This is a genomic window from Neoroseomonas marina, from assembly GCF_012927745.1.
Classification (GTDB): Bacteria; Pseudomonadota; Alphaproteobacteria; order Acetobacterales; family Acetobacteraceae; genus Neoroseomonas; species Neoroseomonas marina.
In genome coordinates this window covers 39468-59691 of the sequence record NZ_JABBKX010000012.1, presented here as the reverse complement: position 1 = coordinate 59691, position 20224 = coordinate 39468, and the positions used below count along the sequence as shown (strand labels likewise).

At 72.7% G+C, this 20224-nt stretch carries 22 protein-coding genes; 15 read left to right on the top strand and 7 right to left on the bottom strand.

Annotated elements, in window-relative coordinates:
* The first annotated feature begins 37 nt into the window (after nucleotides 1-37).
* From GWK16_RS23045 to GWK16_RS23020, 6 genes are all read left to right on the top strand, one after another.
* A complete protein-coding gene (locus tag GWK16_RS23045; protein ID WP_168039955.1) occupies nucleotides 38-1012 on the top strand; it encodes an RluA family pseudouridine synthase in 975 nt (324 codons plus the stop codon).
* A 10-nt stretch (nucleotides 1013-1022) separates the two neighbouring features.
* A complete protein-coding gene (locus tag GWK16_RS23040; RefSeq protein ID WP_170056329.1) occupies nucleotides 1023-3518 on the top strand; it encodes an AsmA family protein in 2496 nt (831 codons plus the stop codon).
* A 160-nt stretch (nucleotides 3519-3678) separates the two neighbouring features.
* Nucleotides 3679-4386, top strand: coding sequence for an ATP12 family chaperone protein (locus GWK16_RS23035; protein ID WP_170056328.1), 708 nt, complete (start codon nucleotides 3679-3681; stop codon nucleotides 4384-4386).
* Nucleotides 4383-4658, top strand: a complete 276-nt coding sequence (locus GWK16_RS23030; RefSeq protein WP_170056327.1) for an acylphosphatase — start codon at nucleotides 4383-4385, stop codon at nucleotides 4656-4658. The genes GWK16_RS23035 and GWK16_RS23030 overlap by 4 nt, the downstream gene beginning before the upstream one ends.
* 3 nt (nucleotides 4659-4661) lie before the next feature.
* Entirely contained in the window at nucleotides 4662-5795 is a 1134-nt protein-coding gene (locus GWK16_RS23025) for a M20 family metallopeptidase (protein WP_170056326.1), read from the top strand.
* A 76-nt stretch (nucleotides 5796-5871) separates the two neighbouring features.
* On the top strand, nucleotides 5872-6510 hold the full coding sequence (locus GWK16_RS23020; RefSeq protein ID WP_170056325.1) for a sulfotransferase family protein: 639 nt from the start codon (nucleotides 5872-5874) through the stop codon (nucleotides 6508-6510).
* Here the strand turns inward: GWK16_RS23020 and GWK16_RS23015 are convergent.
* Nucleotides 6507-7322 (bottom strand): S49 family peptidase, encoded by an 816-nt coding sequence (locus tag GWK16_RS23015; RefSeq protein ID WP_170056324.1) that lies wholly within the window; start codon nucleotides 7320-7322, stop codon nucleotides 6507-6509. The genes GWK16_RS23020 and GWK16_RS23015 overlap by 4 nt on opposite strands.
* A 75-nt stretch (nucleotides 7323-7397) precedes the next feature.
* On the opposite strand from GWK16_RS23015, the gene GWK16_RS23010 reads away from it, so the two are divergent.
* The 3 genes from GWK16_RS23010 (at nucleotide 7398) to GWK16_RS23000 (ending at nucleotide 10152) form a co-directional block, all read left to right on the top strand.
* Nucleotides 7398-8594: an FAD-dependent oxidoreductase gene (locus GWK16_RS23010; RefSeq protein ID WP_170056323.1), complete on the top strand. Its 1197-nt coding sequence runs from the start codon at nucleotides 7398-7400 to the stop codon at nucleotides 8592-8594.
* Nucleotides 8595-8752: 158 nt separating this feature from the next.
* Nucleotides 8753-9385 carry an isochorismatase family protein gene (locus tag GWK16_RS23005; protein WP_170056322.1) on the top strand — a complete coding sequence of 211 codons (633 nt, stop codon included), beginning with the start codon at nucleotides 8753-8755 and terminating at the stop codon, nucleotides 9383-9385.
* Nucleotides 9382-10152 (top strand): hypothetical protein, encoded by a 771-nt coding sequence (locus tag GWK16_RS23000; RefSeq protein ID WP_170056321.1) that lies wholly within the window; start codon nucleotides 9382-9384, stop codon nucleotides 10150-10152. Before GWK16_RS23005 ends, GWK16_RS23000 begins: the two co-directional genes overlap by 4 nt.
* Before the next feature lies 1 nt (nucleotide 10153).
* Here the strand turns inward: GWK16_RS23000 and GWK16_RS22995 are convergent, their stop codons facing one another.
* Nucleotides 10154-11128: a Bug family tripartite tricarboxylate transporter substrate binding protein gene (locus GWK16_RS22995; protein ID WP_170056320.1), complete on the bottom strand. Its 975-nt coding sequence runs from the start codon at nucleotides 11126-11128 to the stop codon at nucleotides 10154-10156.
* 120 nt (nucleotides 11129-11248) lie between these two features.
* Between GWK16_RS22995 and GWK16_RS22990 the strand changes: the two genes are divergently transcribed.
* The 5 genes from GWK16_RS22990 (at nucleotide 11249) to GWK16_RS22970 (ending at nucleotide 14795) form a co-directional block, all read left to right on the top strand.
* The gene (locus GWK16_RS22990; protein ID WP_170056319.1) at nucleotides 11249-11998 is read left to right on the top strand and encodes a maleate cis-trans isomerase family protein; all 750 of its coding nucleotides are present in this window, start codon (nucleotides 11249-11251) and stop codon (nucleotides 11996-11998) included.
* Nucleotides 11998-12507, top strand: a complete 510-nt coding sequence (locus GWK16_RS22985; RefSeq protein ID WP_170056318.1) for a GNAT family N-acetyltransferase — start codon at nucleotides 11998-12000, stop codon at nucleotides 12505-12507. Before GWK16_RS22990 ends, GWK16_RS22985 begins: the two co-directional genes overlap by 1 nt.
* A complete protein-coding gene (locus GWK16_RS22980) occupies nucleotides 12504-12932 on the top strand; it encodes a CoA-binding protein (RefSeq protein WP_170056317.1) in 429 nt (142 codons plus the stop codon). The genes GWK16_RS22985 and GWK16_RS22980 overlap by 4 nt, the downstream gene beginning before the upstream one ends.
* Nucleotides 12933-13046: 114 nt before the next feature.
* Nucleotides 13047-13814, top strand: a complete 768-nt coding sequence (locus GWK16_RS22975; protein WP_170056316.1) for a DUF2076 domain-containing protein — start codon at nucleotides 13047-13049, stop codon at nucleotides 13812-13814.
* Nucleotides 13815-13937: 123 nt separating this feature from the next.
* Nucleotides 13938-14795: a LysR family transcriptional regulator gene (locus GWK16_RS22970; protein ID WP_170056315.1), complete on the top strand. Its 858-nt coding sequence runs from the start codon at nucleotides 13938-13940 to the stop codon at nucleotides 14793-14795.
* 4 nt (nucleotides 14796-14799) lie between these two features.
* Here GWK16_RS22970 and GWK16_RS22965 read toward each other — a convergent pair whose 3' ends face one another.
* From GWK16_RS22965 to GWK16_RS22955, 3 genes are read right to left on the bottom strand one after another with little or no spacing between them, the layout of a single operon-like run.
* Nucleotides 14800-15681 carry a hypothetical protein gene (locus GWK16_RS22965; protein ID WP_170056314.1) on the bottom strand — a complete coding sequence of 294 codons (882 nt, stop codon included), beginning with the start codon at nucleotides 15679-15681 and terminating at the stop codon, nucleotides 14800-14802.
* The gene (locus tag GWK16_RS22960) at nucleotides 15681-15947 is read right to left on the bottom strand and encodes an acyl carrier protein (RefSeq protein ID WP_170056313.1); all 267 of its coding nucleotides are present in this window, start codon (nucleotides 15945-15947) and stop codon (nucleotides 15681-15683) included. The genes GWK16_RS22965 and GWK16_RS22960 overlap by 1 nt, the downstream gene beginning before the upstream one ends.
* Nucleotides 15944-17380 (bottom strand): class I adenylate-forming enzyme family protein, encoded by a 1437-nt coding sequence (locus GWK16_RS22955; RefSeq protein ID WP_170056312.1) that lies wholly within the window; start codon nucleotides 17378-17380, stop codon nucleotides 15944-15946. The genes GWK16_RS22960 and GWK16_RS22955 overlap by 4 nt, the downstream gene beginning before the upstream one ends.
* A gap of 148 nt (nucleotides 17381-17528) precedes the next feature.
* Here GWK16_RS22955 and GWK16_RS22950 point away from each other — a divergent pair, with 148 nt between their 5' ends.
* Complete coding sequence (locus GWK16_RS22950; protein WP_170056311.1) at nucleotides 17529-18146, top strand: hypothetical protein; 618 nt, start codon at nucleotides 17529-17531, stop codon at nucleotides 18144-18146.
* Between the two features lie 18 nt (nucleotides 18147-18164).
* On the opposite strand, the gene GWK16_RS22945 is transcribed toward GWK16_RS22950, so the two are convergent.
* Together GWK16_RS22945 and GWK16_RS22940 are read right to left on the bottom strand one after the other, a co-directional pair.
* Nucleotides 18165-19136 (bottom strand): tripartite tricarboxylate transporter substrate binding protein, encoded by a 972-nt coding sequence (locus GWK16_RS22945; RefSeq protein WP_170056310.1) that lies wholly within the window; start codon nucleotides 19134-19136, stop codon nucleotides 18165-18167.
* A complete protein-coding gene (locus GWK16_RS22940) occupies nucleotides 19133-20146 on the bottom strand; it encodes an NAD-dependent epimerase/dehydratase family protein (protein ID WP_170056309.1) in 1014 nt (337 codons plus the stop codon). Before GWK16_RS22940 ends, GWK16_RS22945 begins: the two co-directional genes overlap by 4 nt.
* Nucleotides 20147-20224 lie beyond the last annotated feature (78 nt).

Sequence of the window (20224 nt, the reverse complement as noted above, 5' to 3'; positions counted from 1 at the left end):
CGTCAGCACCCCCCGCCAAGCCGTGCTATAGGGCGCCATGCCCGTCACCACCCGTACCGTCCGCCCCGCGGATGGCGAGATCCGCCTCGACCGCTGGTTCCACCGCCACTTCCCCGCCCTCACCCAGGGTGCGCTGCAGAAGATGTTGCGGTCCGGCCAGATCCGCGTCGACGGCAAGCGCGCCGAGTCCAACACCCGCCTGGTCCCCGGCCAGGTCCTGCGCATCCCGCCCATGCCCGACGCCCCGGCGCCCAAGGCCGAGCCCAAGCCGATCGACCCACGGGAGGCCGCGGCCCTCGAACGGCTGGTGATCTACCGCGACGATTCGGTCATCGCCCTGGACAAGCCGCAGGGCATGCCGGTGCAGGGCGGGCCGGGCATCGCGAAGCACATCGACGGCATGCTCGACGCGTTGCGCTTCGGCAATGAGGAACGCCCGCGCCTGGTGCATCGGCTCGACCGCGACACGACCGGCGTGCTGCTGCTCGCGCGCACCCCGGCGGCGGCGTCGAAGCTCGCCGCGGCCTTCCGCGGGCGCGACGCGGAGAAGACCTACTGGGCCATCGTCGTCGGCCGGCCGCATCCGCTCGAAGGCCGTATCGACATGCCGCTCGCCAAGCATGCCGGCGGCCATGGCGAGCGCGTCGTCCCGTCCGACGCCAAGGATGCGGCGCGGGCCGTCACCCTGTTCCGCACCATCGATTCCGCGCAGAAGCAGGCGGCGCTGCTGGAACTGACGCCGCTCACCGGCCGCACGCACCAGCTGCGCGTCCACTGCGCCTCGGCGCTGAAATGCCCGATCCTCGGGGACGGCAAGTATGGCGGCGCGGCCGCGCATCCCGAGGGTTTCGGCGACCGCAGCCTGCACCTCCATGCCCGCGCCCTGCGGGTGCCGCACCCCGAAGGCGGCATGCTGGAACTTGCAGCCCCCCTGCCGCCGCACATGAAGGACACCTTCGCCTTCCTCGGCTTCGACCGGCCGCGCACGCCCTCCTGCCGGCGGGTGCGCTGAGGCGCCGGCGATGCGGGCCCTGAAATGGGGCGGGGGCATCGTCCTCGGCCTGATCCTCCTCGCGATCGGCGGCGTCGTGGCCCTGACCATGGCGCTCGATGCCGGCGCGCTGTCGCCGCGCATCCTGGCCGCGATCGAGGCCTCGACCGGCCGGGCGGCGACGCTCGGCGCCGTCTCGCTGCGCCCCGGCCTGTCCCCGCGCCTTGAGGTCCAGGGCGCCACCCTGGCCAACCTGCCCGGCGGGTCGCGGCCGGAGATGGCGACGATCCGCCGGCTCGAGGTCCGCCTTGCCCTGCTGCCGCTGCTGCGCGGCGATATCCGCATCGAGGGCATCGAGATCGACGGCGCCGACATCCTTCTCGAGCGCACGGCCGGCGGCGCGCCGAACTGGCTGTTCCGCGCGGCGCCGCGCGACCCCGCGCCCGCGGCCCCCGCCACCCCCGCGCGGCCGGCCACCGCCGCCCGGCCGGTGGTGATCGAGGAGATCATCCTCACCGACAGCCGCGTTACCCTGCCCGATCCGCGCCTCGGCGTCGTCACCCTCGCCCGGGCGCGAGTGGAAGGCATCGGCAGCGGCCGCCCACCGGGCTTCGCGGCGCGGGTCGGCGTGCTGGGCCTCGTCGCCACCATCGAAGGCGACGCCTGGCCCGAGGGCGATGGGATCGGCGCGATCCGGGGCAGTCTCGTCACCGGCGGCAACCGCATGGGCCTCGAAGGGCGGCCCGGCACCTCGCTGCGCGTCACCCTTGCCCTGTCCGAGCCAGCCGAGTTGCGGCCCCTGATCGCCGCACTGGTGCCCGCCCTGCCCGAGACGGCGCCGCTGCCGCCCATCGAGGCTGCCTTCACGCTCGATGCTGCGCTGCGGCCCTCGGAGATCACGGCCACCCTTGGCGCGGCCGACCTCGGCGCCCTGAGCGAAGGACTCGCGCTGACCCGCGCGACCCTGCAGGCGCCGGCCCTCGACCAGCCGGCGGAAGCCCGGATCGAGGCGACGCGCGCGGGCCTCGCCGTCGCCGCGACGCTGCGGATCGGAACCCCGGCAGCGCTGCTGGCCGACCGGCCCGTCTCGGTGCTGGCCGAGGCCGCGGCGGCCGGAGCCACGCTGCGCGCCGAAGGGCGCGTGGAAAAGCCGCTCAGCCGGTCCGGCGCTTCCGCCGCGCTGCGCATTGCCATCCCGGACCTCGCCGCGCTCGCGCCGCTGCTGCCGGACCCGCCGCCGCTGACGGATCTCGCCATCGAGGCCGACCTCGCCTTGCCGGCCGGGCGCGATGGCGAGATCCGCGTCCGGCGCTTCCGCGTCGTCTCCCCGTTGCTGGCCGCGGAGGGCGACCTCGCGCTGCGGCCGGGCAGCCCGCTCGGTGTCACGGGCCGCATCGCAGCGAGCCGCGCCGATCTCGACACGCTGGGCGAACGCCTCGCCGCCCGGGCCGCAACCGCGGCACCGGCTCCCGCGCCGTCGCCCGCGCCGGCGCCGGCACCGGCGCCCGCCCCCGCGCCGGCCCCATCCGGCGAACGTCGGGTCATTCCCGACATCCCGCTGCCGATCGCCGCCGTGCGCGCCTATCATGGACGCGTCGAGGTCTCCGCCGCCGAACTGATCCTCGGCGGCGCGGCGTGGCGGGAGGTGCGCGGCACGCTCGCGATCGCCGACGGCGTCGCGCGCCTCACCCCCTTCGCCGCGGTCACGCCGGGTGGGCCCGTGCAGGGCGAGGTGACGATCGACGCCGCGCAATCGCCGCCCGCCGTCGCCTTCGCCATCAGGAGCGAAGGCGCGGGCCTCGACCTCGCCGCGCTGCGCCTGGCCCGGCGCGAGGCCGCGAGCATCGAGGGCCAGGCCCAGATCCGCATCGAGGGCCATGGCCGCGGCGCCACCACACGCGCCCTGGCCGGCACGCTGACGGGGGAAGCCGGCCTCGCGCTGGTGAACGGGCGGCTCGACCGCGCGGGCATGCTGCGCCTCGGGCCCGACCTGCTGGGGCTGCTGCTGCCGGGGGCGCCGCAGGAAGGCCTGGACCTGCGCTGCTTCGCCGTGCGGATCAGCGCGGAGGACGGGATGGCCACGACGCAGGCGCTGCTCGCCGAGACCTCGGCCGGGCGCATCGAGGGTTCCGTGGCGGTGAACCTCCGCTCCGAGGCGATCGCCGCGCGGCTGCTGCCCGACGTCACGCTGCTCGGCGTGCGGGTGCGCGCGCCGGTCGGCGTGGGCGGCACCCTGGCCGCGCCGCGCATCGGCGCCGAGCCGGCGCGCGCGCTCGCCCGGGTGGTCGAGGACACGGTGGCGAACCGGCTCTGGCGCAATCCCACCGTGGAATGGCTGCGCGGGCGGATCCCCGGGGGGCATCCTGCGGGGGATTGCGACGCGCAACTGCGCCTGGCGCGGTTCGGCGCCGACGGCCCCGTGCCGCCGCCGCAGGAATTCGTCCCCGGCGTGCCGCGCGAGTTGCAGGGCACGACGCAGGAATTGCTGCGCGGCCTCGGCGGGCTGTTCGGCGGCGGGCGGCGGTAGAGCCCGCGCCCGAACGGGAGTACAGGCACGGCATGACACGCGCCGAAGACCCGCACGCCCTGCGGCCCGAAGGGCCGAGGCCGCGAACGCGGCCCGCGGCAAGTGTCGCGAAGGCAAGGCCGGCGGATGCCGGCCGCCCGCCGTCTGAGGGCCAACAAGGATGAAACGCTTCTGGGACAACGCCGTCGCCGTGACGCGGCCCGAGGGCGGCCACGCCGTCCTGCTCGACGGGCGTCCGCTGCGGCTGCCCGGCGGCAAGCCGCTCGCCACCGCCTCCGGCCCGCTGGCCGAGGCGATCGCCGCCGAATGGCAGGCGGCGGGCGAGGCCAAGGGCGGCGAGATGACGATGGAGCATGTGCCGCTCACGCGCCTGCTCGGCACCGCGCAGGACCGCGTCGCGCCGGATCCCGCGGCGATGGTCGCGGGCCTGGCGAAGTATGGCGAGACCGACCTGCTCTGCTACCGCGCCGACGATCCGGCGCTCGCCGAGCTGCAGTCGCGCGAATGGCAGCCGCTGCTCGACTGGGCCGCGGCGGAACACGGCGCGCCGCTGACCGTCACCGCGGGGCTGATGCCCGTCACGCAGCCGGAAGCAAGCCTCGCTGCGCTGCGCGACGCGGTCGCGGCGCATCGCGCGGAGGAACTCGCGGCCCTCGGCGTCGCCGTGCCGTCGCTCGGCAGCCTGGTGCTCGGGCTCGCGCTGTCGGCCGGCCGGATCGCGGCGGCGGAGGCGCATCGCCTCGCGGTCATCGACGAGGTGTTCCAGGAACGCCGCTGGGGCGAGGATCCCGAACGCCTCGAACGCCGCGCCCGGGCCGCACAGGAGCTGGCATTGGCCGAGCGCTTCCTCGCCCTGGTGCGGGCATGAGCGCGCGCATCGTCATCATCAGCGGCCGCGTCCAGGGCGTCGGCTATCGCGACTGGATGGTGATCGAGGCCGAGCGCCTCGGCGTGCATGGCTGGGTGCGCAACCGCCGCGACGGGACCGTGCAGGCACTGGTCGCCGGCGAGGAAGCCGCCGTCCAGGCGCTGCTGCTGCTCTGCCGCCGCGGCCCGGTGATGGCGCGCGTCGAGGACATCGCCGAGGATTTCGCCGAGGCGCCCGCCGAGCCCGGCTTCCGCCGCCTGCCGACCGGATAGGACATGCACGACCTCACGACCGACGCCCTGCTCGACGCCGTCCGCGGATGGGTCGAAATCGAGAGCCCGACCAACGACGCCGCCGGCGTGAACCGCGTCGCGGACCATGCCGAAGGCCTGCTGCGCGGCATCGGCGCGACGATCGAGCGCACCCCGGGCCGCGACGGCTACGGCGACATCCTGATCGGCCGCGTGCCGGGCGCGGAACCAGGTCCGGGCCTGCTGCTGCTCGGCCACATCGATACCGTGCACCAGCGCGGGACCTTCGCATATCGCCGCGACGGCGAGCGCGCCTATGGCCCGGGCATCTACGACATGAAGGGCGGCAACGCGATGGCGGTCGCCGCGCTGCAGCACCTGCACGCGACGGGCCGCCGCCCCCGCCTGCCGGTCAGCGTCATGATGATCCCGGACGAGGAGGTCGGCAGCCCCTCCTCCCGTGCCGCCATCGAGGCCGAGGCCTTGCGCCATCGCGCCGCGCTGGTGGTCGAGCCCTCCGGCGAGGGCGGCAAGTTCACCGTCGCGCGGCACGGCATCGCGCGCTGGCACCTGCGCACCATCGGCCGTCCCGCCCATGCCGGCGCCTACCATGCCGAGGGGCGTTCCGCGGTGCGCGAGATGGCGCACCACATCCTGGCCCTCGAGGCGCTGACCGACCATCCGCGCAACTTCTTCGTCAACATCGGCATCGTGCAGGGCGGCACGCACGAGAACATGGTCCCGGCCGAATGCCGCGCCATCTGCTACGCGCTGGTGACGACGGCGGTCGAGGAGCGCGAGCTGCGCGAGGCGGTGCATGCCCTGCCCCAGCATGACCCCGACGTCTTCACCGAGGTGACGGCCGGCCTCGGTCGCCCGCCCTTCGGCAAGACGCCGGCGATCCAGGCGCTCTACGACCATGCCGCGGCGCTGGCGCGGGAAGCCGGACTGCCCTCGGCCGGGGAACGCGTCGCGGGCGGCGGGTCGGACGGCAACTTCACCGGCGCGCTCGGCGTGCCGACGCTCGATGGCCTCGGCGTCATCGGTGGCGGGCCGCATACGCGGGAGGAGTTCGTCGAACTGCGCTGCCTGGTCCCCCGCACCCGGCTGCTGGCGCGGCTGTTCGAGACGCTGGGGCCCGGCACCGCGGGGCTCTGAGAGAACACACGGCTCCGTGACATCGTCACGGGGCCGGTCCATCCTCCGCAGGCCGGGCCTGCGAGAGGAATCATCCATGGCGTTGGAGATCATCGGCAGCGGCTTCGGACGCACCGGCACGGCATCGCTGAAACTGGCCCTCGAACGGCTTGGCTTCGGGCCCTGCCACCACATGCACGAGGTCTTCGCGAACCCGCCCCAGGTGCCGCACTGGCAGGCCGTCGCGGCGGGCAAGGCAGTCGACTGGGACACGATCTTCGCCGGCTACAGGTCCCAGGTGGACTGGCCCGGCGCCCATGTCTGGCGGGAACTCGCCGCGCATTACCCGGACGCCAAGGTGATCCACTCGGTCCGGCCCGAGGAGTCGTGGTGGCGCAGCTTCTCCTCGACGATCGGGCGGCTCGCGGTGAAGCGGGACGCCCTGCCGCCCCTGCCCCCGCATGTCCATGACATGCTCCAGGCCGGGATCTCGATGGTGCAGGAACAGACCTTCGGCTGCCCCGCCGATGACCGCGAGGGCGTGCTCGCCGCATACCGCAAGCGGGAAGCCGAGGTGCGCGACGCGATCCCGCCGGGCCGCCTGCTCGTCTTCGACGTCGCCGAGGGCTGGGAGCCGCTGTGCCGCTTCCTCGGCGTGCCGGCGCCCGAGGAGCCCTTCCCGAAGGTCAATTCCAGCGAGGAGTTCTGGGAACCCCTCGGCGGCACACCGATCTAGAGGCCAAGCCGCGCCCAGGCGGCGCGTTCCTCGACCGCATGGGCCACGGCCTCGGCGCCTTCCCGCGCGCCGGGGATCAGCCGCCAGGGGAAGCCGCGCTTGCGCTGGCCCAGCCGGATGATCTTCACTTTCTCCCCGAAGCGGCGCTTCGCCTCGCTCTCGGCATCGCCCAGCGCGTCGGCGAGGCCGAGCCCCACCGCATCGCGCCCGGTCCAGAAGCGGCCGGTGAAGAGCGTGTCGTCCGGCGCCTTGAGTTTCGCGCCGCGCCGTTCGCGCACCCAGGACTTGAATTCCTCGTGCAGCTTGGCGAGCAGGTCTTCGAGCCGCGCGACATCCTCCGCGCGTTCCGGCCGGAAGGGGTCGAGGAAGGATTTCTCCTCCCCCGCCGTGCGGAGGCGGCGTTCCACACCGAGCCGCGCCATCGCCTCGCCGAAGCCGAATCCGGCGCTGATGACGCCGATGGACCCGAGGATCGAAGCCGGGTCGGCGACGATCTCGTCCGCCGCGCAGGCGATCCAGTAGCCGCCCGAGGCCGCCGCATCCTCCACCACCGCGATGGCCGGGACCTTCTTCTCCTCGGCCAGGCGCCGGATCTGGCGCGCGATCAGCGAGGACTGCACCGGCGATCCGCCCGGCGAGTTGATCACCAGCATCACGGCGGCGATACGCTTGACGGAGAAGGCGCGGTCGAGCAGCGCCTGCACCCCGGCGGCATTGAGCCCGCCGGAGAGCGGATCGGGCCGCGCGGCGATCAGCCCGGCCAGGCGCACCAGCGCCACACGCGGCGCGCGGTCGAGGAAGGGAATACGCATGTCCCATAGATGCCGACGCCGCGCCCCGCATCAAGCCGCCTTGCCGGTTCGCCTCCCCCGCGCTGTCATGCCGCCATGACCGAGAACCGCGTGATCGTTGCCGGCGCCGGCCCCGCCGGCCTCGTTGCCGCCGCCCTGCTGGCGGATGAGGGCATTCCCGTCCTGATCGTCGAGCAGGCGCGCGACCTGCCCGACGACCTCCGTGCCTCGACCTTCCACCCGCCGACGCTCGACATGCTCGACCGCTTCGGCGTGACGGGGGCGATGATCGAACAGGGGCTGATCTGCCCGACCTGGCAGTTCCGCGACCGGCACACAGGCGTGATCGCCACCTTCGATCTTGGCCACCTGAAGGACGACACGCGGCATCCCTACCGGCTGCAATGCGAGCAGTGGCGGCTGACGCGGATGCTGCGCGACCGTCTCGCGACCAATCCGGACGTGACGTTCGTCTATGACGCGAAGGCGGTGGAGGTGGCGCAGGACGCGGATGGCGTGACGCTGACGGTCGAGCGCCCGGACGGGTCGCGCGAACCGCTGCGCGGGCGCTACCTGGTGGGCGCGGACGGGGCGTCCTCGGCGGTGCGCAAGTCGCTCGGCATCGGCTTCGAGGGGATGACGATCCCGGAGATCTTCCTCACCCTTTCGACCACCTTCCCCTTCCACGAGGCGATCGGGGACCTCACGAACATCGCCTACATCTCCGACCCCGAGGAATGGTTCGTCCTGCTGCGCACGGCCTCGCTGTGGCGGGTGCTCTTCCCGACCGATCCGGGGGAGAGCGAGGAGCGCATGCTCGACCCCGCGCGCATCGAGGAACGGCTGCAGGCGATGATCCCGAACCCCGCGGGCTACGAGCTGCGCCACCGCACCGCCTACCGCGTGCACGAACGCGTGGCGGACACCTATGCGAAGGGCCGCTGCTTCATCGCGGGCGATGCGGCGCACATCAACAACCCGCTCGGCGGGATGGGGATGAACGGGGGCGTGCACGACGCCTTCAACCTGGCAGGCAAGCTGATCGAGGTGTGGCGCGGCGCCGACCTTGCGCTGATGGAGCGCTATTCGCGCCAGCGGCGGAAGGTGGCGCTCGAGACGGTGCAGGCGACGGCGCTGCGCAACCGCCAGATCCTGAACCAGCGCGACCCTGAGGTGCGGCGCGCCTATCACGACGACCTTCGCGCCACCGCCGCCGACCCGGCGAAGCACCGTGCCTTCCTGCTGCGCAGCTCGATGATCCAGTCGCTGCGCGACCTGGAGGCCGTCGCGTGACCGTGCCAGGGGGCGGAAGGCGGCCCGAGGCGTCGCCTCGGGCCGGGAGCGCACAGCGCGACCGCGCCCAGACCACCCGCCGCCGCCGACGCGCCAGTGCTTGGCGCGAAGGCAAGCCGCACGGATGTGCGGCGCCCGCCGTCTGAGGGACAAGAAAAATGAGCGGACATCCGGAAGCGGACATCTACCACCGGCAGGGCATGGGCAACCGCTCGGGCCTGGGCGCAGCGCCCGCGCTCGTCATCGTCGATTTCGTGGTGGGTTTCTCCGACCCCGCGCATTTCGGCGGCGGCAACATCGGCCCCGCGATCGAACAGACGGTGCAGTTGCTCGCCTTCGCGCGCCGGCAGGGCTGGCCGGTCGCGCATACCCGCGTGGTCTATGCCGAGGACGGGTCGGATGCCGGCGTCTTCACGCTGAAGGCGCCGTCTCTGCGCAAGCTGACGGAAACCAGCCCGCTGTCGCAGATCGTGCCGGAACTCACGCCGCTGCCGGGCGAACTGATCGTGCGCAAGCAGGGCGCCTCGGGCTTCTTCGACACCAACCTGGCGGGCTGGCTGGCGTTCCGGCGCGTCGACACGGTAGCGGTCGCGGGCTGCACCACATCGGGCTGCGTGCGCGCGACGGTGGTCGACGCCATGCAGCACAATTTCCGCACCGTCTGCGTGGTGGATTGCGTCGGCGACCGGGCGATCGCGCCGCATGAGGCGAACCTGTTCGACATGGGTCAGAAATACGCGGACCTGATGACGCGCGCGGAACTCGAAGCCGACTGGACGGCACCGCGATGAGCCTGATCGAGATCCGCGATGGCGAGGCCTCGCCCGACATCGCCACGGTCTACGCGGCGCTGCGCGCGACGATGGGCGTGCCGCAGGTCAACCTGATCTGGCGCCATGCGGCAGCACTCCCGGGCGTGCTGGACTGGCTCTGGGCACAGGCGCGGCCGGCGTTGGACAGTGGCGCCGCCGCAGGCGCGCGGGACCGCATCGCGGCCGCTGTGCGCGTGCCGGCCCTGGCGCACAGCACCGCGCCCGAAGGCGTCGCTGCCCTGATCGAAACCTACAATCGCGGCAACCTGACGAATCTCGCGGTGCTGACGGCGGTACGGATGCGCACCGAGGGCGTGGCGCCCGGGCAGCCTGGCGCCACGGCCCTTGCCGGCCCCGCGCTGCCGGCGCCACCGCCCCTGCCGCGCCTCGACGCGCTGCCGCCGGCCGAGGCCGCCACGGTGCGCGCGCTCGCCGCCGCGCATGGCCTGTCGGACCCGGCGGTGGTCCCGAGCCTGTACCTGCACCTCGCCCACTGGCCTGAGGTGCTGCCACGGCTTCCGGGACTGCTCGCGCCACTCTTCGCCGGCGCGGCGCTGCGCGACGCGCGGGACGCCGCCGTCGCGGCCGCCGCGGCCGCGGCGCCAGGGCTGATCGCCACGTTGGGCCCGGCGCCCGCCGCACCTGCCGCCCTACCCGGCTTCCTCGCGACCCTCGGGCTGTTCACGCGGGAGGTGATCCCCGGGATGGTGCCCGTCGGCCTCGCGCTGCGCAGCGCCCTCGCCTGAGCTACTGGAGCCGGGCGCCCGAGGCGCGGATGATCGCGCCCATCTTCTCGCTCTGCTCGGCCATGAAGCGCGCGAATTCCGCGCGCCGCATGATGGTCGGCACCGAGCCGCCGGCGGCGATGCGCTGGCGCAGGTCCTCCTCCCCGAGCGAGGCGGCCAGCGTCTCGTCCAGCCGTGCGAGGATCGGTTCCGGCACGCCCGCCGGGGTGGCGAGTCCGAACCAGCCCGTCGTCGTCACGTCGACGCCCTGCTCGCGCATCGTCGGCAGGTCGGGGAAGGCCGGCACGCGGTCGGGGCCCGAGACCGCGATCGGCCGCATGCGCCCCGCCTGCGCCATCGACGCCACCGCCGAGATCGACTGGAACAGCACGTCGAGCCGCGCCTCGATCAGGTCCGTGTTCATCTGCCCTGCCTGGTTGTAGGGCGCGTGGATGATCTCGATGCCCGTGATCTGGCCGAACTGCGCCGCCGCCAGATGCTGGGACGACCCGATCCCGACCGAGCCGAAATTCAGCGGCCGGCCCAGCCCCTTCGCCCAGGCCACGAATTCCTGCAGCGTCTTCGGCGGAATGGACGGCGGCACCACGACGATGTTCGGCACCAGCGCGATCATGCCGACCGCGGCGAAGTCCTTCTCCGGATCGAAGGGCATGTTCGGATAGAGCCACTTATTCGCCGCGTGGGAGGCGATGGAGGCAAGCCCCAGCGTGTATCCGTCCGGCGCGCTGCGCGCGACCGCGGTCATGCCGATATTGGTCCCCGCCCCCGGCCGGTTCTCGACCACCACCGGCTGGCCGAGCTTCGCCGACAGCCGGTCCCCGGCCAGGCGCGACATCACGTCGCCCGCGCCGCCCGCCGGCCCCGGATTGATCCAGCGGATCGGGCGGTCGGGCCAGGCGCCCTGGCCGCGCGCGGCGAAGGGCAGTGCGAGGCCCGGCGCGGCAAGCATCAGGGCGCGGCGTCGGATGGCGGCCATCGGTGTCGGTCTCCGGCGGGAAGCAACAGACATGATGCTTGCATGCGGCGTGCCGGCAAGGGCTGGCGCGTTCGCGCGCCTGTGGCAGGCTGCACGCCCTGACGAAAGCGGGAGAAGGCGATGGGCCGCGACATCCTTGGCTGGCGCAAGCTGTTCGGCGTGATGGGGCCGTCCACCAACACGGTCGTGCAGCCCGATTTCGACATGATGCGCCCGGCCGGCGTGACCAACCACTATTCGCGCATCTTCACGCCGAACGCCGACGCCGTGTCCAACGAGACCTTCCGCGCCGGCGCGGAACTGATCGGGGCGAACACGCTCGACGCGGTGCGCTCGGTGATGACCTGCAACCCGGACTACCTGGTCATGGGCATGTCGGCCGTCACCTTCTTCGACGGTGCGAAGGGCGCGGACCGCTTCATCAGCCAGGTGAAGGAGGTCTCGGGCCTCGACATCTCGGTCGGCAGCCATGCCTGCACCGCGGCGCTGAACGCCTATGGCGGCGTGAAGCGGCTCGCCGTGCTGTCGCCCTATTGGCCGGCCATGAACACCGAGGTCGCGCGCTACTTCGGCGACATGGGCTTCAGCGTGGTGCGCGACATCGCCCTGCAGTGCCGGTCCTGGACCGGCATCGCCCAGGTCACGCCGCGTCAATGCGTCGCGGCGATCAAGCAGATCGACGGCGACGACGTCGATGCGATCATCCAGGTCGGCACCAACCTTTCGATGGTGAAGCTCGCCGCCATGGCGGAACTCTGGCTCGGCAAGCCGGTTATCGCCATCAACGCCGCCACCTACTGGCATGCCCTGCGCGCCAACGGGATCATGGACAAGGTCGAGGGCTGCGGGCGGCTGCTCGAGGAATTCTGATGCCCATCCGTCCCGCCACCGAGGCCGACCTGCCCGCGATCACGGCGATCTACAACGAGGTGATCGCAACCTCGACCGCGATCTACATGGACGATCCCGTGTCGCTCGAGGACCGCCGCGCCTGGTTCGCTGCGCGGCAATCGGCTGGGTATCCCGTGCTGGTGGCGGATGACGGGAACGGGGTGCTCGGCCTTGCGACCTTCGGGGATTTCCGGGCCTTCCCCGGCTACCGCCACACCGTCGAGCATTCCGTGCATATCCGCGCCGATGCGCGCGGCAAGGGCCTGGGCACGTCACTGGTCGGCGCGCTGTTCGACCCCGCGGTCGCCCTCGGGAAGCATGTGATGATCGCGGGCATCGATGCCTCGAACGAGGGCTCGATCCGCATGCATGAACGCCTCGGCTTCGTGCGCGGCGCGGTGCTGCACGAGGTGGGGCGGAAGTTCGGCCGCTGGCTGGACCTGCTTTTCATGGAAAAGATCCTCGACGCACCGGGAGCCGCACGATGACCGACGACCAGGTCCGGGACCTTCTGCTGCGCACGCGGCGCATCGCCGTGGTCGGTGCCTCGGATCGGCCGGGCCGGCCGAGCCATGGCGTGTTCCGCTTCCTGCTCGACCGCGGCTACGACGCGGTGCCGGTGAACCCCGCGTTGGACGGCCGGGCGGTCCACGGCGTGCCCTCGGTCGCCACCCTGGCCCAGGCCGGCCCGCTCGACATGGTCGACATCTTCCGCCGCAGCGTCGATGCGGGGGCCGTCGTGGATGAGGCGATCCGCCTCGGCGCCAACGCCGTCTGGCTCCAACTCGGCGTGATCGACGAAACGGCGGCGGAACGCGCGCGGGCCGCGGGCCTCGTGGTGGTGATGGATCGCTGCCCGGCGATCGAATGGGGCCGGCTCGGCCTGCCCCCGCGGATTGCTACAGGCCGGTAACAGCGCACCGAATCCGCTTGAAAGCGACGCTGCGCCGGGCCACTTCGCCGCGCGGCGGGAGAGTGCGCCCGATGGAGGGCCGCCCCTGACCCAGCCCGGGAGAGGATTCTGAGGATGACGGAAGAAGAACGGCGGATCATCTCCGCCTTCGTTGAACGGATCAGCGGCGCGGCCCCCGTGCCGCAGCCATCGACCAGCCCCTGGGGCGCCGCCGCGGCGCCGCAGCGCCCATCCCTGCCGCCCGTGGACCCCGAGGCGGACCGGCTGATCGCCGACCTCTTCGCCCGCTATCCCGAGGCACGTTACCGCATCACGCAGACGGCCTTCGTGCAGGAAGCCGCGCTGATCGAGGCAAACAACCGCATCCAGCAACTGGAATGGGAGGTGGAGAACGCCCGGCGGCAGGGCCAGGCCGCCGCGGCGCAGGCCGGTGGCAGCGGGATGCTCGGCGGCCTGTTCGGCGGACGGTCGAACGCGCAGATGCCCCCGCCGATGCCGCCCCGCCCGCAGCCGCAGTATCCGCAGGGCTACAACCCGCAGGCGCTGCAGCCGCAGGGCCGCGGAGGCATGGGCTTCCTCGGTACCGCCGCGGCCGCTGCCGCGGGCGTGGCCGGCGGCATGCTGATCGGCAACATGCTGTCCAGCGCCTTCGGCGGGCATGGCGGCGCCGCCCAGGCGGCGAGCCCCTTCGGCACCGGTGGCGCCGATGCGGCCCCCGTCTCCTCCCCCTGGACGGACCCCGCTGGCACCGCGGGCTTCGACGGCGGCGCGAAGGCGCCCGCCGACACCGGCTGGGGCCAGCAGGATGCCGCGCCCGTCGAGCAGGACGCCTGGGGCGCCCAGGACGATGGCGGCGACGCGGGCGGCGACGAGGAAATCTGAGTATTGGTTTCCAAAGGCCCTTCGGCCTTTGGCGGGTGGGGTTCGGGGAGGGCGGCGCCCTCCCCGTTCTCATTTGCGCCCCTCATTGACTCCAATCGCGGCATGATGATTCCTCATCCCACCATGCGCGTTCCCGACCTCGACCTCGACCTGCTGCGCGGCTTCGTCACGGTGGCCGAGCGCGGCGGCTTCACCGCCGCCGGCGTGGCGCTCGGCCTGACGCAATCGGCGATCAGCCTGAAGGTGAAGCGGCTCGAGGACATCCTCGGCAAGCGCGTGCTGGACCGCGGCGGCCGCGGCGTGGCGCTGACGCGGGAGGGCGAGACGCTGCTCGCCTATGCGCGGCGCATGCTGGCCCTGAACGACGAGGCGGTGCGCCGCATGGTCGCCCCCCCGGTCGCGGGCCGCCTGCGCCTGGGCGTCGCGGATCATTTCATCCCGCGCAACCTGGCCCCGGTGCTGGCCCGCTTCACCCAGACCTATCCGGAGGTCCGCCTGGAGGTGGAGGTGGGTCGCAGCCACGAGCTGCGCGCGGCCATGGCCGATGGCGCGCTCGACCTGGTGCTGGGCAAGCGTCGCGACGGCGAGACCGAGGGCCGTCCGGTCTTCACCGAGACCATCGTCTGGGTCGCATCCCCCGGCTGGGTGCCGCCCGAGGGCCGACCGCTGCCGATCGCGATGCTGCCGCAGGGCTGCATGTTCCGCGACCGCGCGCTGACCGCCCTGGCGCGCGCGGGGATCGCCTTCGAGGTGCTCTACACCTCGGCCTCGCTGCTCGGCGTCGCGGCGGCAGCGCAGGCGGGCTTCGCGGCGACTGTTCTCGGTCGGACCGGCCTGCCGGCGGGGCTCGCGGAACTCCACGGCCTGCCGGAGTGCGGCACGGCCGAGATGTGCCTGTTCGGCGACGCCGAGGGCCGCTCGGCGCTGGTCGATCCGCTGATCGGCTTCATCCGCGACAGCCTCGAGGCCCCCGCGACCTGAGGCGTCACGCCTGCCAGGGATCGGGCATGGCCTCGGCCGGCGTGTCGGCGAGGAGGAACTCGGTCAGGAAACGCGACAGCGCGCCGGCGGCGAGCAGCGGCGCGAGCAGCCCATGCCCACCCTGCACCGCGATGCCGATGCTGCGCGCGCCCGGCAGACCCAGCGCCAGAAGCCGCGCCCGCAGCCCGTCCTGCGGATGGAAGGCGCCGTAGGCCGACAGCAGCGCCGTGCCGCGTGGCTCCACCCCGGCGATCGCGGCATCGAGCGCGCCGCGATCCGCCCCCTCGGCAAAGCGCAGGCGCAGCGCGGCCGGATGCGCGCCATCCACGCTGACCGCCCGCCGTGCCCCGGCCAGCAGCCCGAAGCACAGCGCCGCCGCGCCGCCCGCGCTGGTGCCGATGCAGCGCATCCCGTCCGCATAGGCCGCGAGCGGCACATCCTCTGCGAGCCGTGCCGCCAGTGCGCGGAGGTCCGCCGCATAGCCCGGCACGCCGGTCAGGAAGGCTGCGCGCGCCGGGTCGCGCAGCATGACGACGTCGCATCGCTCCGCCGGCAGGGCCTGCAGGAAGACCGCCGTCGGGATGTTCATCCGCTGCGCGATGCCAGCGAAGGCAATGACGAGCGTCCGCGCCACCCCCGGCGTCGCCGGGCCTTCGAACAGCGTCACCGCATCGGCCAGCGCACGACGCCGAAAGGGCGCGACCGACGAACCGATCCGGCTCAGCGAACCATGCAGGCGTTCGAGCCAGCCGCGCGCCGGGTCGGCCAGCGCCTCCGGCGCCTGCGCTGCGATCTCGGCCGGGGCGAGCAGCGTCTCCGCCTCGATCTGCACGCGGTAGAAATCGGCCTCCGTACGGCAGGCGGCGAAGGCCGCGGCGAGATCCATCAGCGTCCCGCCAGATGGGCCGCGAGCGCGGCGACGGACGGATGGTCGAGCAGCGCCGCCTCGGCGATCTCGATCCCGGCCTCGAGCTGCATCCAGATGCAGAACTCCATGCGTGCGAGGGAATCGAAGCCGAGTTCCTCGAAGGCGCAGTCGGCGGCGGGATCCTCGAGCCGCGCCCGCGTGGCCTCGTCGGGAAACAGCGTGACGGGGTTGGCGAGCACGGCCCGCACGACCAACGCGCGCATCGCGGCGGGATCGCGGCTCATCGCGCCATCTCCGCCAACTGCTGTCGCAGCACCTTGCCCATGGCGTTGCGCGGGATCGCCTCCACCGCGACCACCTTGCGCGGCGCGCGCAGCCCGAGCCGCGCGCGGCAATGCGCGAGCAGCCCCGCCGCGTCGAAGCCGGCATCGCCCACCACCGCCAGCACGGGGATGTCGCCCAGTGCCGGCGCGCGCACCGGAAAGGCGGCGCAGTCGCGCAGGCCGGGGAAGCCCTCGGCCACCGCCTCGATCTCGGCGGGCAGGATCTTGATGGTACCGAGGGTCATCATGTCGTCCCGCCGCCCCGCCACCAGCAGCGCGCCCCAGGGGGCGAAGCGGCCGACATCGCCCGGCTGATACCAGCCGTCGATGCAGTGCCGCGCCGTCGCCGCCGGATCGTCGAGGTAGCGATCGATCGCGCCGGCCGAGCGGATGCGCACCAGGCCTTCCTCACCCTGCGGGACAGGCCGGCCATGCTCGTCCACCAGCATCACCTCGACGCCGGGCAGCACGTATCCCACCGTGTCGGGATGCGCGGCGTGTTCCTCGGGCCCGGCGATGGTGACCATGCCGGCCTCGGTCGCGCCGTACTGGACATGAACCCCGCAGCCGAGGCGTTCCTGCAGCCCGAGCCGCAACGCCTGCGGGATGCGCGCGCCGGTGGTGAAGATGCGCGTCGCATCGGGCCAGGTCGCGCCGATCCGCGCGCCGGCGGCGAACAGGGCCTCCGCCACCTGGGGCGGCATGTGCACCCGTGTGACGCCGTGGCGGGCGCAAAGCTCGGCCAACGCATCAGGCGTAAGGTCGGTGCCGAGCACCTCCGTCCCACCGGTCACGAGGCTGCGCAGGGTCAGGCGCTTGCCGTAGTTGCTGTCGAAGGGCACCTGGCGATGGAAGACCGTGCCATAGCCCGCGAGCGTCGCCGCGTGGTGCACCAGCTGCCCCTGGTCCGCGAGCATCAGCTTGGGCCGGCCGGTGGTGCCCGAGGTGCCGACGACGACGTCGCCCGCCAAGGACGGCGCCGCGACCGGTCCGTCATCGCGCGCGGCCGCCTCGATATCCGGGACGATGAGCGCCGCGCTGCCGGCGGCGTCCGACGGCGAAAGCCCGACCACTGCGACGAGCGCCAGCCGCGTCGCGAGATCCTCGCGCACCGGCGCCGGATCCCGCGGCGGCAGTGCCACCTGGCGGCAGCCGAGGCGCAGCAGCGCGAGGCTCACCGGAATCGCCGCGCGCTCCTCGCCCAGCGCGACGCCCACGGCATCGCCCGGCCGCAACCCCGCGCGCGCGAACTGCGCCGCGAGGCCGCGCACCTCGGCGACGAGCCGCCCATAGCCAACCGCCCCGTGCTCGTGGATCAGCGCCGGCCGGTGGGGGGCCTGGCCCGCGACCTGCTCGATGACCCCGACGATGGGCGGCGCCGTCCGATCGTCCATCGGGGTCCCGGTTCCGTTGTCGTTGCGGCCGGACCCTGCGGGATTCAACCGCTGCGTTCAAGTCGCGGGGTGCGCCGCATCACTCGCTTCGGGTGCCGTTCCGGGTGCAGATTGCCGCGCCGGGCCCAAGGCGAAGGAGGGACACGCCATGGCGGCGACCACCCTGACCGTGCACGTCGTGAACAAGGCGGGCGACCTCAGCGGGCGGTTCGATGCGAACCACCTCAAGACCTGCTGCAGCACGCTGCAGAAATACTTCGAGGACGCCATCAAGCCCGTCGCGACCTACAACGCGGTGTCGGTGCGCAGCGATTCGAAGCAGGGCGACGTGAAGGGCGGCGACCTGGTCTGCTACCTGCTGACCACGCCGTCGGACAGCATCGTCGCGACCCGCGCGACGACCGACATCACGCTCGGCGCCTCGGGATCGACGATGCTCGGCAGCGCCGACAAGGCCGTGGTGTCCGAGGTCTACATGCGCCAGATCGTGCAGGGCGGCGACCCGCGCGGCAACGCGACGACGAACCGCGAGACGCTGGTCGCGAACTGCATCCTGCACGAGCTCGCGCACAACCTCTGCGACGCGACGACGCCCATCGTGAAGGACATCCACAAGGTCCAGAAGGGCGTGATCTGCCGCGAGACGGATTCCTCGCCACTGTCAGGCACCGACGCGCCGAACTCGGTCGACAACGAGGTGATCGCCGGCGGACTCACCCGCCGCACCGGCGGGGTCAAGCAATATGCGGGCGGGATGCCGGCCTGACCTGTACCCCGCTTGCGCTCAGCGCTGGTTCCAGGGCGTGCGCTGCCACAGCGTGCGGTAGCTGTCCTGCAGCCCGCGCAGGCGGGTGAACCAGGCGCTGCCTTCCTCGTAGCGCGGCTCGGTGTAGCGGCTGCGCATGATGCGGACGAAGTCCGGGTCCTGCACCACCTCGCCCATCGCCTCGCGCAGCTTCGCCAGCACCGCGGGCGGCGTCGCGGCCGGCGCGACCAGGCCGCGCTCGGAGGCCATCTCGATGTCGAAGCCCAGTTCCTTGAGCGTCGGCACGTCCGGGCGGAAGGGGCTGCGCGCCGCGCCGGCCATCGCCAGCGTGCGCAGCTTGTCCCGGTTGGCCGAGACGGGACCGAGGTTCAGCCCCATCGAATCCACCTGCCGCCCGAGCACGGCCGCCAGCAGCTGCGGATCGCCCTGGAAGACGACATGGGTGAAGCGCGTGTCGGTCGCCGCCTGCAGCAGCACCAGCTGCAGGTGGTCGTCGGTGCCGACGCCCGGCGAGGCATAGGTCAGTGCCTCGGGCCGCGCCTTGGCCGCGGCGATGAAGTCCGCGAGCGTGCGGTACGGGCTGTCCTCGTGCACCGTGATCGCGGTCGGGTCGGTGACGATGTTCGCGATGCCGGCGAAGTCGTCGAGCTTGAACTGCGCCTGGCGCTCGATCGGGATGGTCAGCAGCCCCGGCATGTTCGTCGTCGCGAGCACATGCCCGTCCGGCCGCGCGCGCGCGACCGAGGCGAGCGCGACCTCGCCCCCCGCGCCGGGGCGGTTCACCACCACCACCGATCCGCCGATGCGCTTTTCGAGCAGCGGCGCCACGGCGCGCGCGTCGAGATCGGTGGCGCCGCCGGCCACGAAGCCGACGACGATCTCGACCGGGCGTTCCGGCCAACGGTTGGTCTGCGCCAGGGCCGGCGCGAAGCCCGGCGCAGCCAGCGAGGCGCCCGCCGCGGCGAGCAGCGTCCGTCTGCGTGTCGTCATGTCGTCCTCCCCTCGTTGCTCTCGATCCAGGCCATGAGGCGGCGGAGGCCTTCCTCCATCTGTACCTCCGGCTTCCAGCCGATGGCGTTGAAGGCTTCCTCATGCGCGATGCGGAAGGCCCCGCCGGAGGTCAAGCGCACCTTGCCCGGCGTGTCGCCGACGAATTCCGGCTCGATGTCCTTGCCCGCGAGCTTGGTGACCATGCGCACCAGTTCGAGCGTGGTGACCGGCTTGGGGCCGGAGGTGTTGACCGCGACATCGGTCGCATCGGCCTCGAAGGCCATGCGGTTGGCGCGCGCGAGGTCGCCGACATAGACGAAGTGCTTGGTCTCGGACCCGTCGCCATAGACCTGCGGGCGTTCGCCCTTCTTCACCTTGTCCCAGGTCTCGATGATGTAGAGCGCATTCGCCGCGCGGTAGTGCTGGCGCTCGCCATAGACCGTGGAGTAGCGCAGCACGACGTAGTCGAGGCCGAAGCGGCGCTTGTAGTCGCGGCAGAGCTGCTCGCCGATGATCTTGGTCGCGCCATACAGGATGGCCGCCGGCGGGGCGCCGACCGAATGGAAGGGCGTGGTCTCGACCAGGTCGCCCTTCACGCCCGGGCCGTAGCCGTAGACGGCGTTCGACGACGCGAAGACGACCTTCTTCACGCCATTGGCACGCGCCGCCTCGAGCGCGTTCTGCACGCCGCGGATGTTGACGTCGAGCCCGCCCCAGGGATCGCGATCCATGTTCAGCGTCATGTAGGCCGCGAGCAGCAGCGCGCCGTGGCAGCCTTCCATGGCGCGCAGCAGGTCCGGCAGGCGCATCACGTCGCCGCGCACCAGCTTCAGGCGCGGATTGTCGCGGATATGCGCGATCGCGCCTTCCGACCCCATGGAGAAATTGTCGAACAGCACGACTTCCGACGCGCCGGCGTCGAGCAGCCCGGCCGCGGTTGCGGAACCCACCAGGCTCGCCCCGCCCACGATGATGAACTTGTTGCCGGCAACAGGCACAGCGGCAGACATGCGCTTGCATTCCTTCTTGGAGATGTTTCCGCGGGGATGATTGCCCGGGTGAGCGGAGAGCGATAGGGGGCGCCGCCG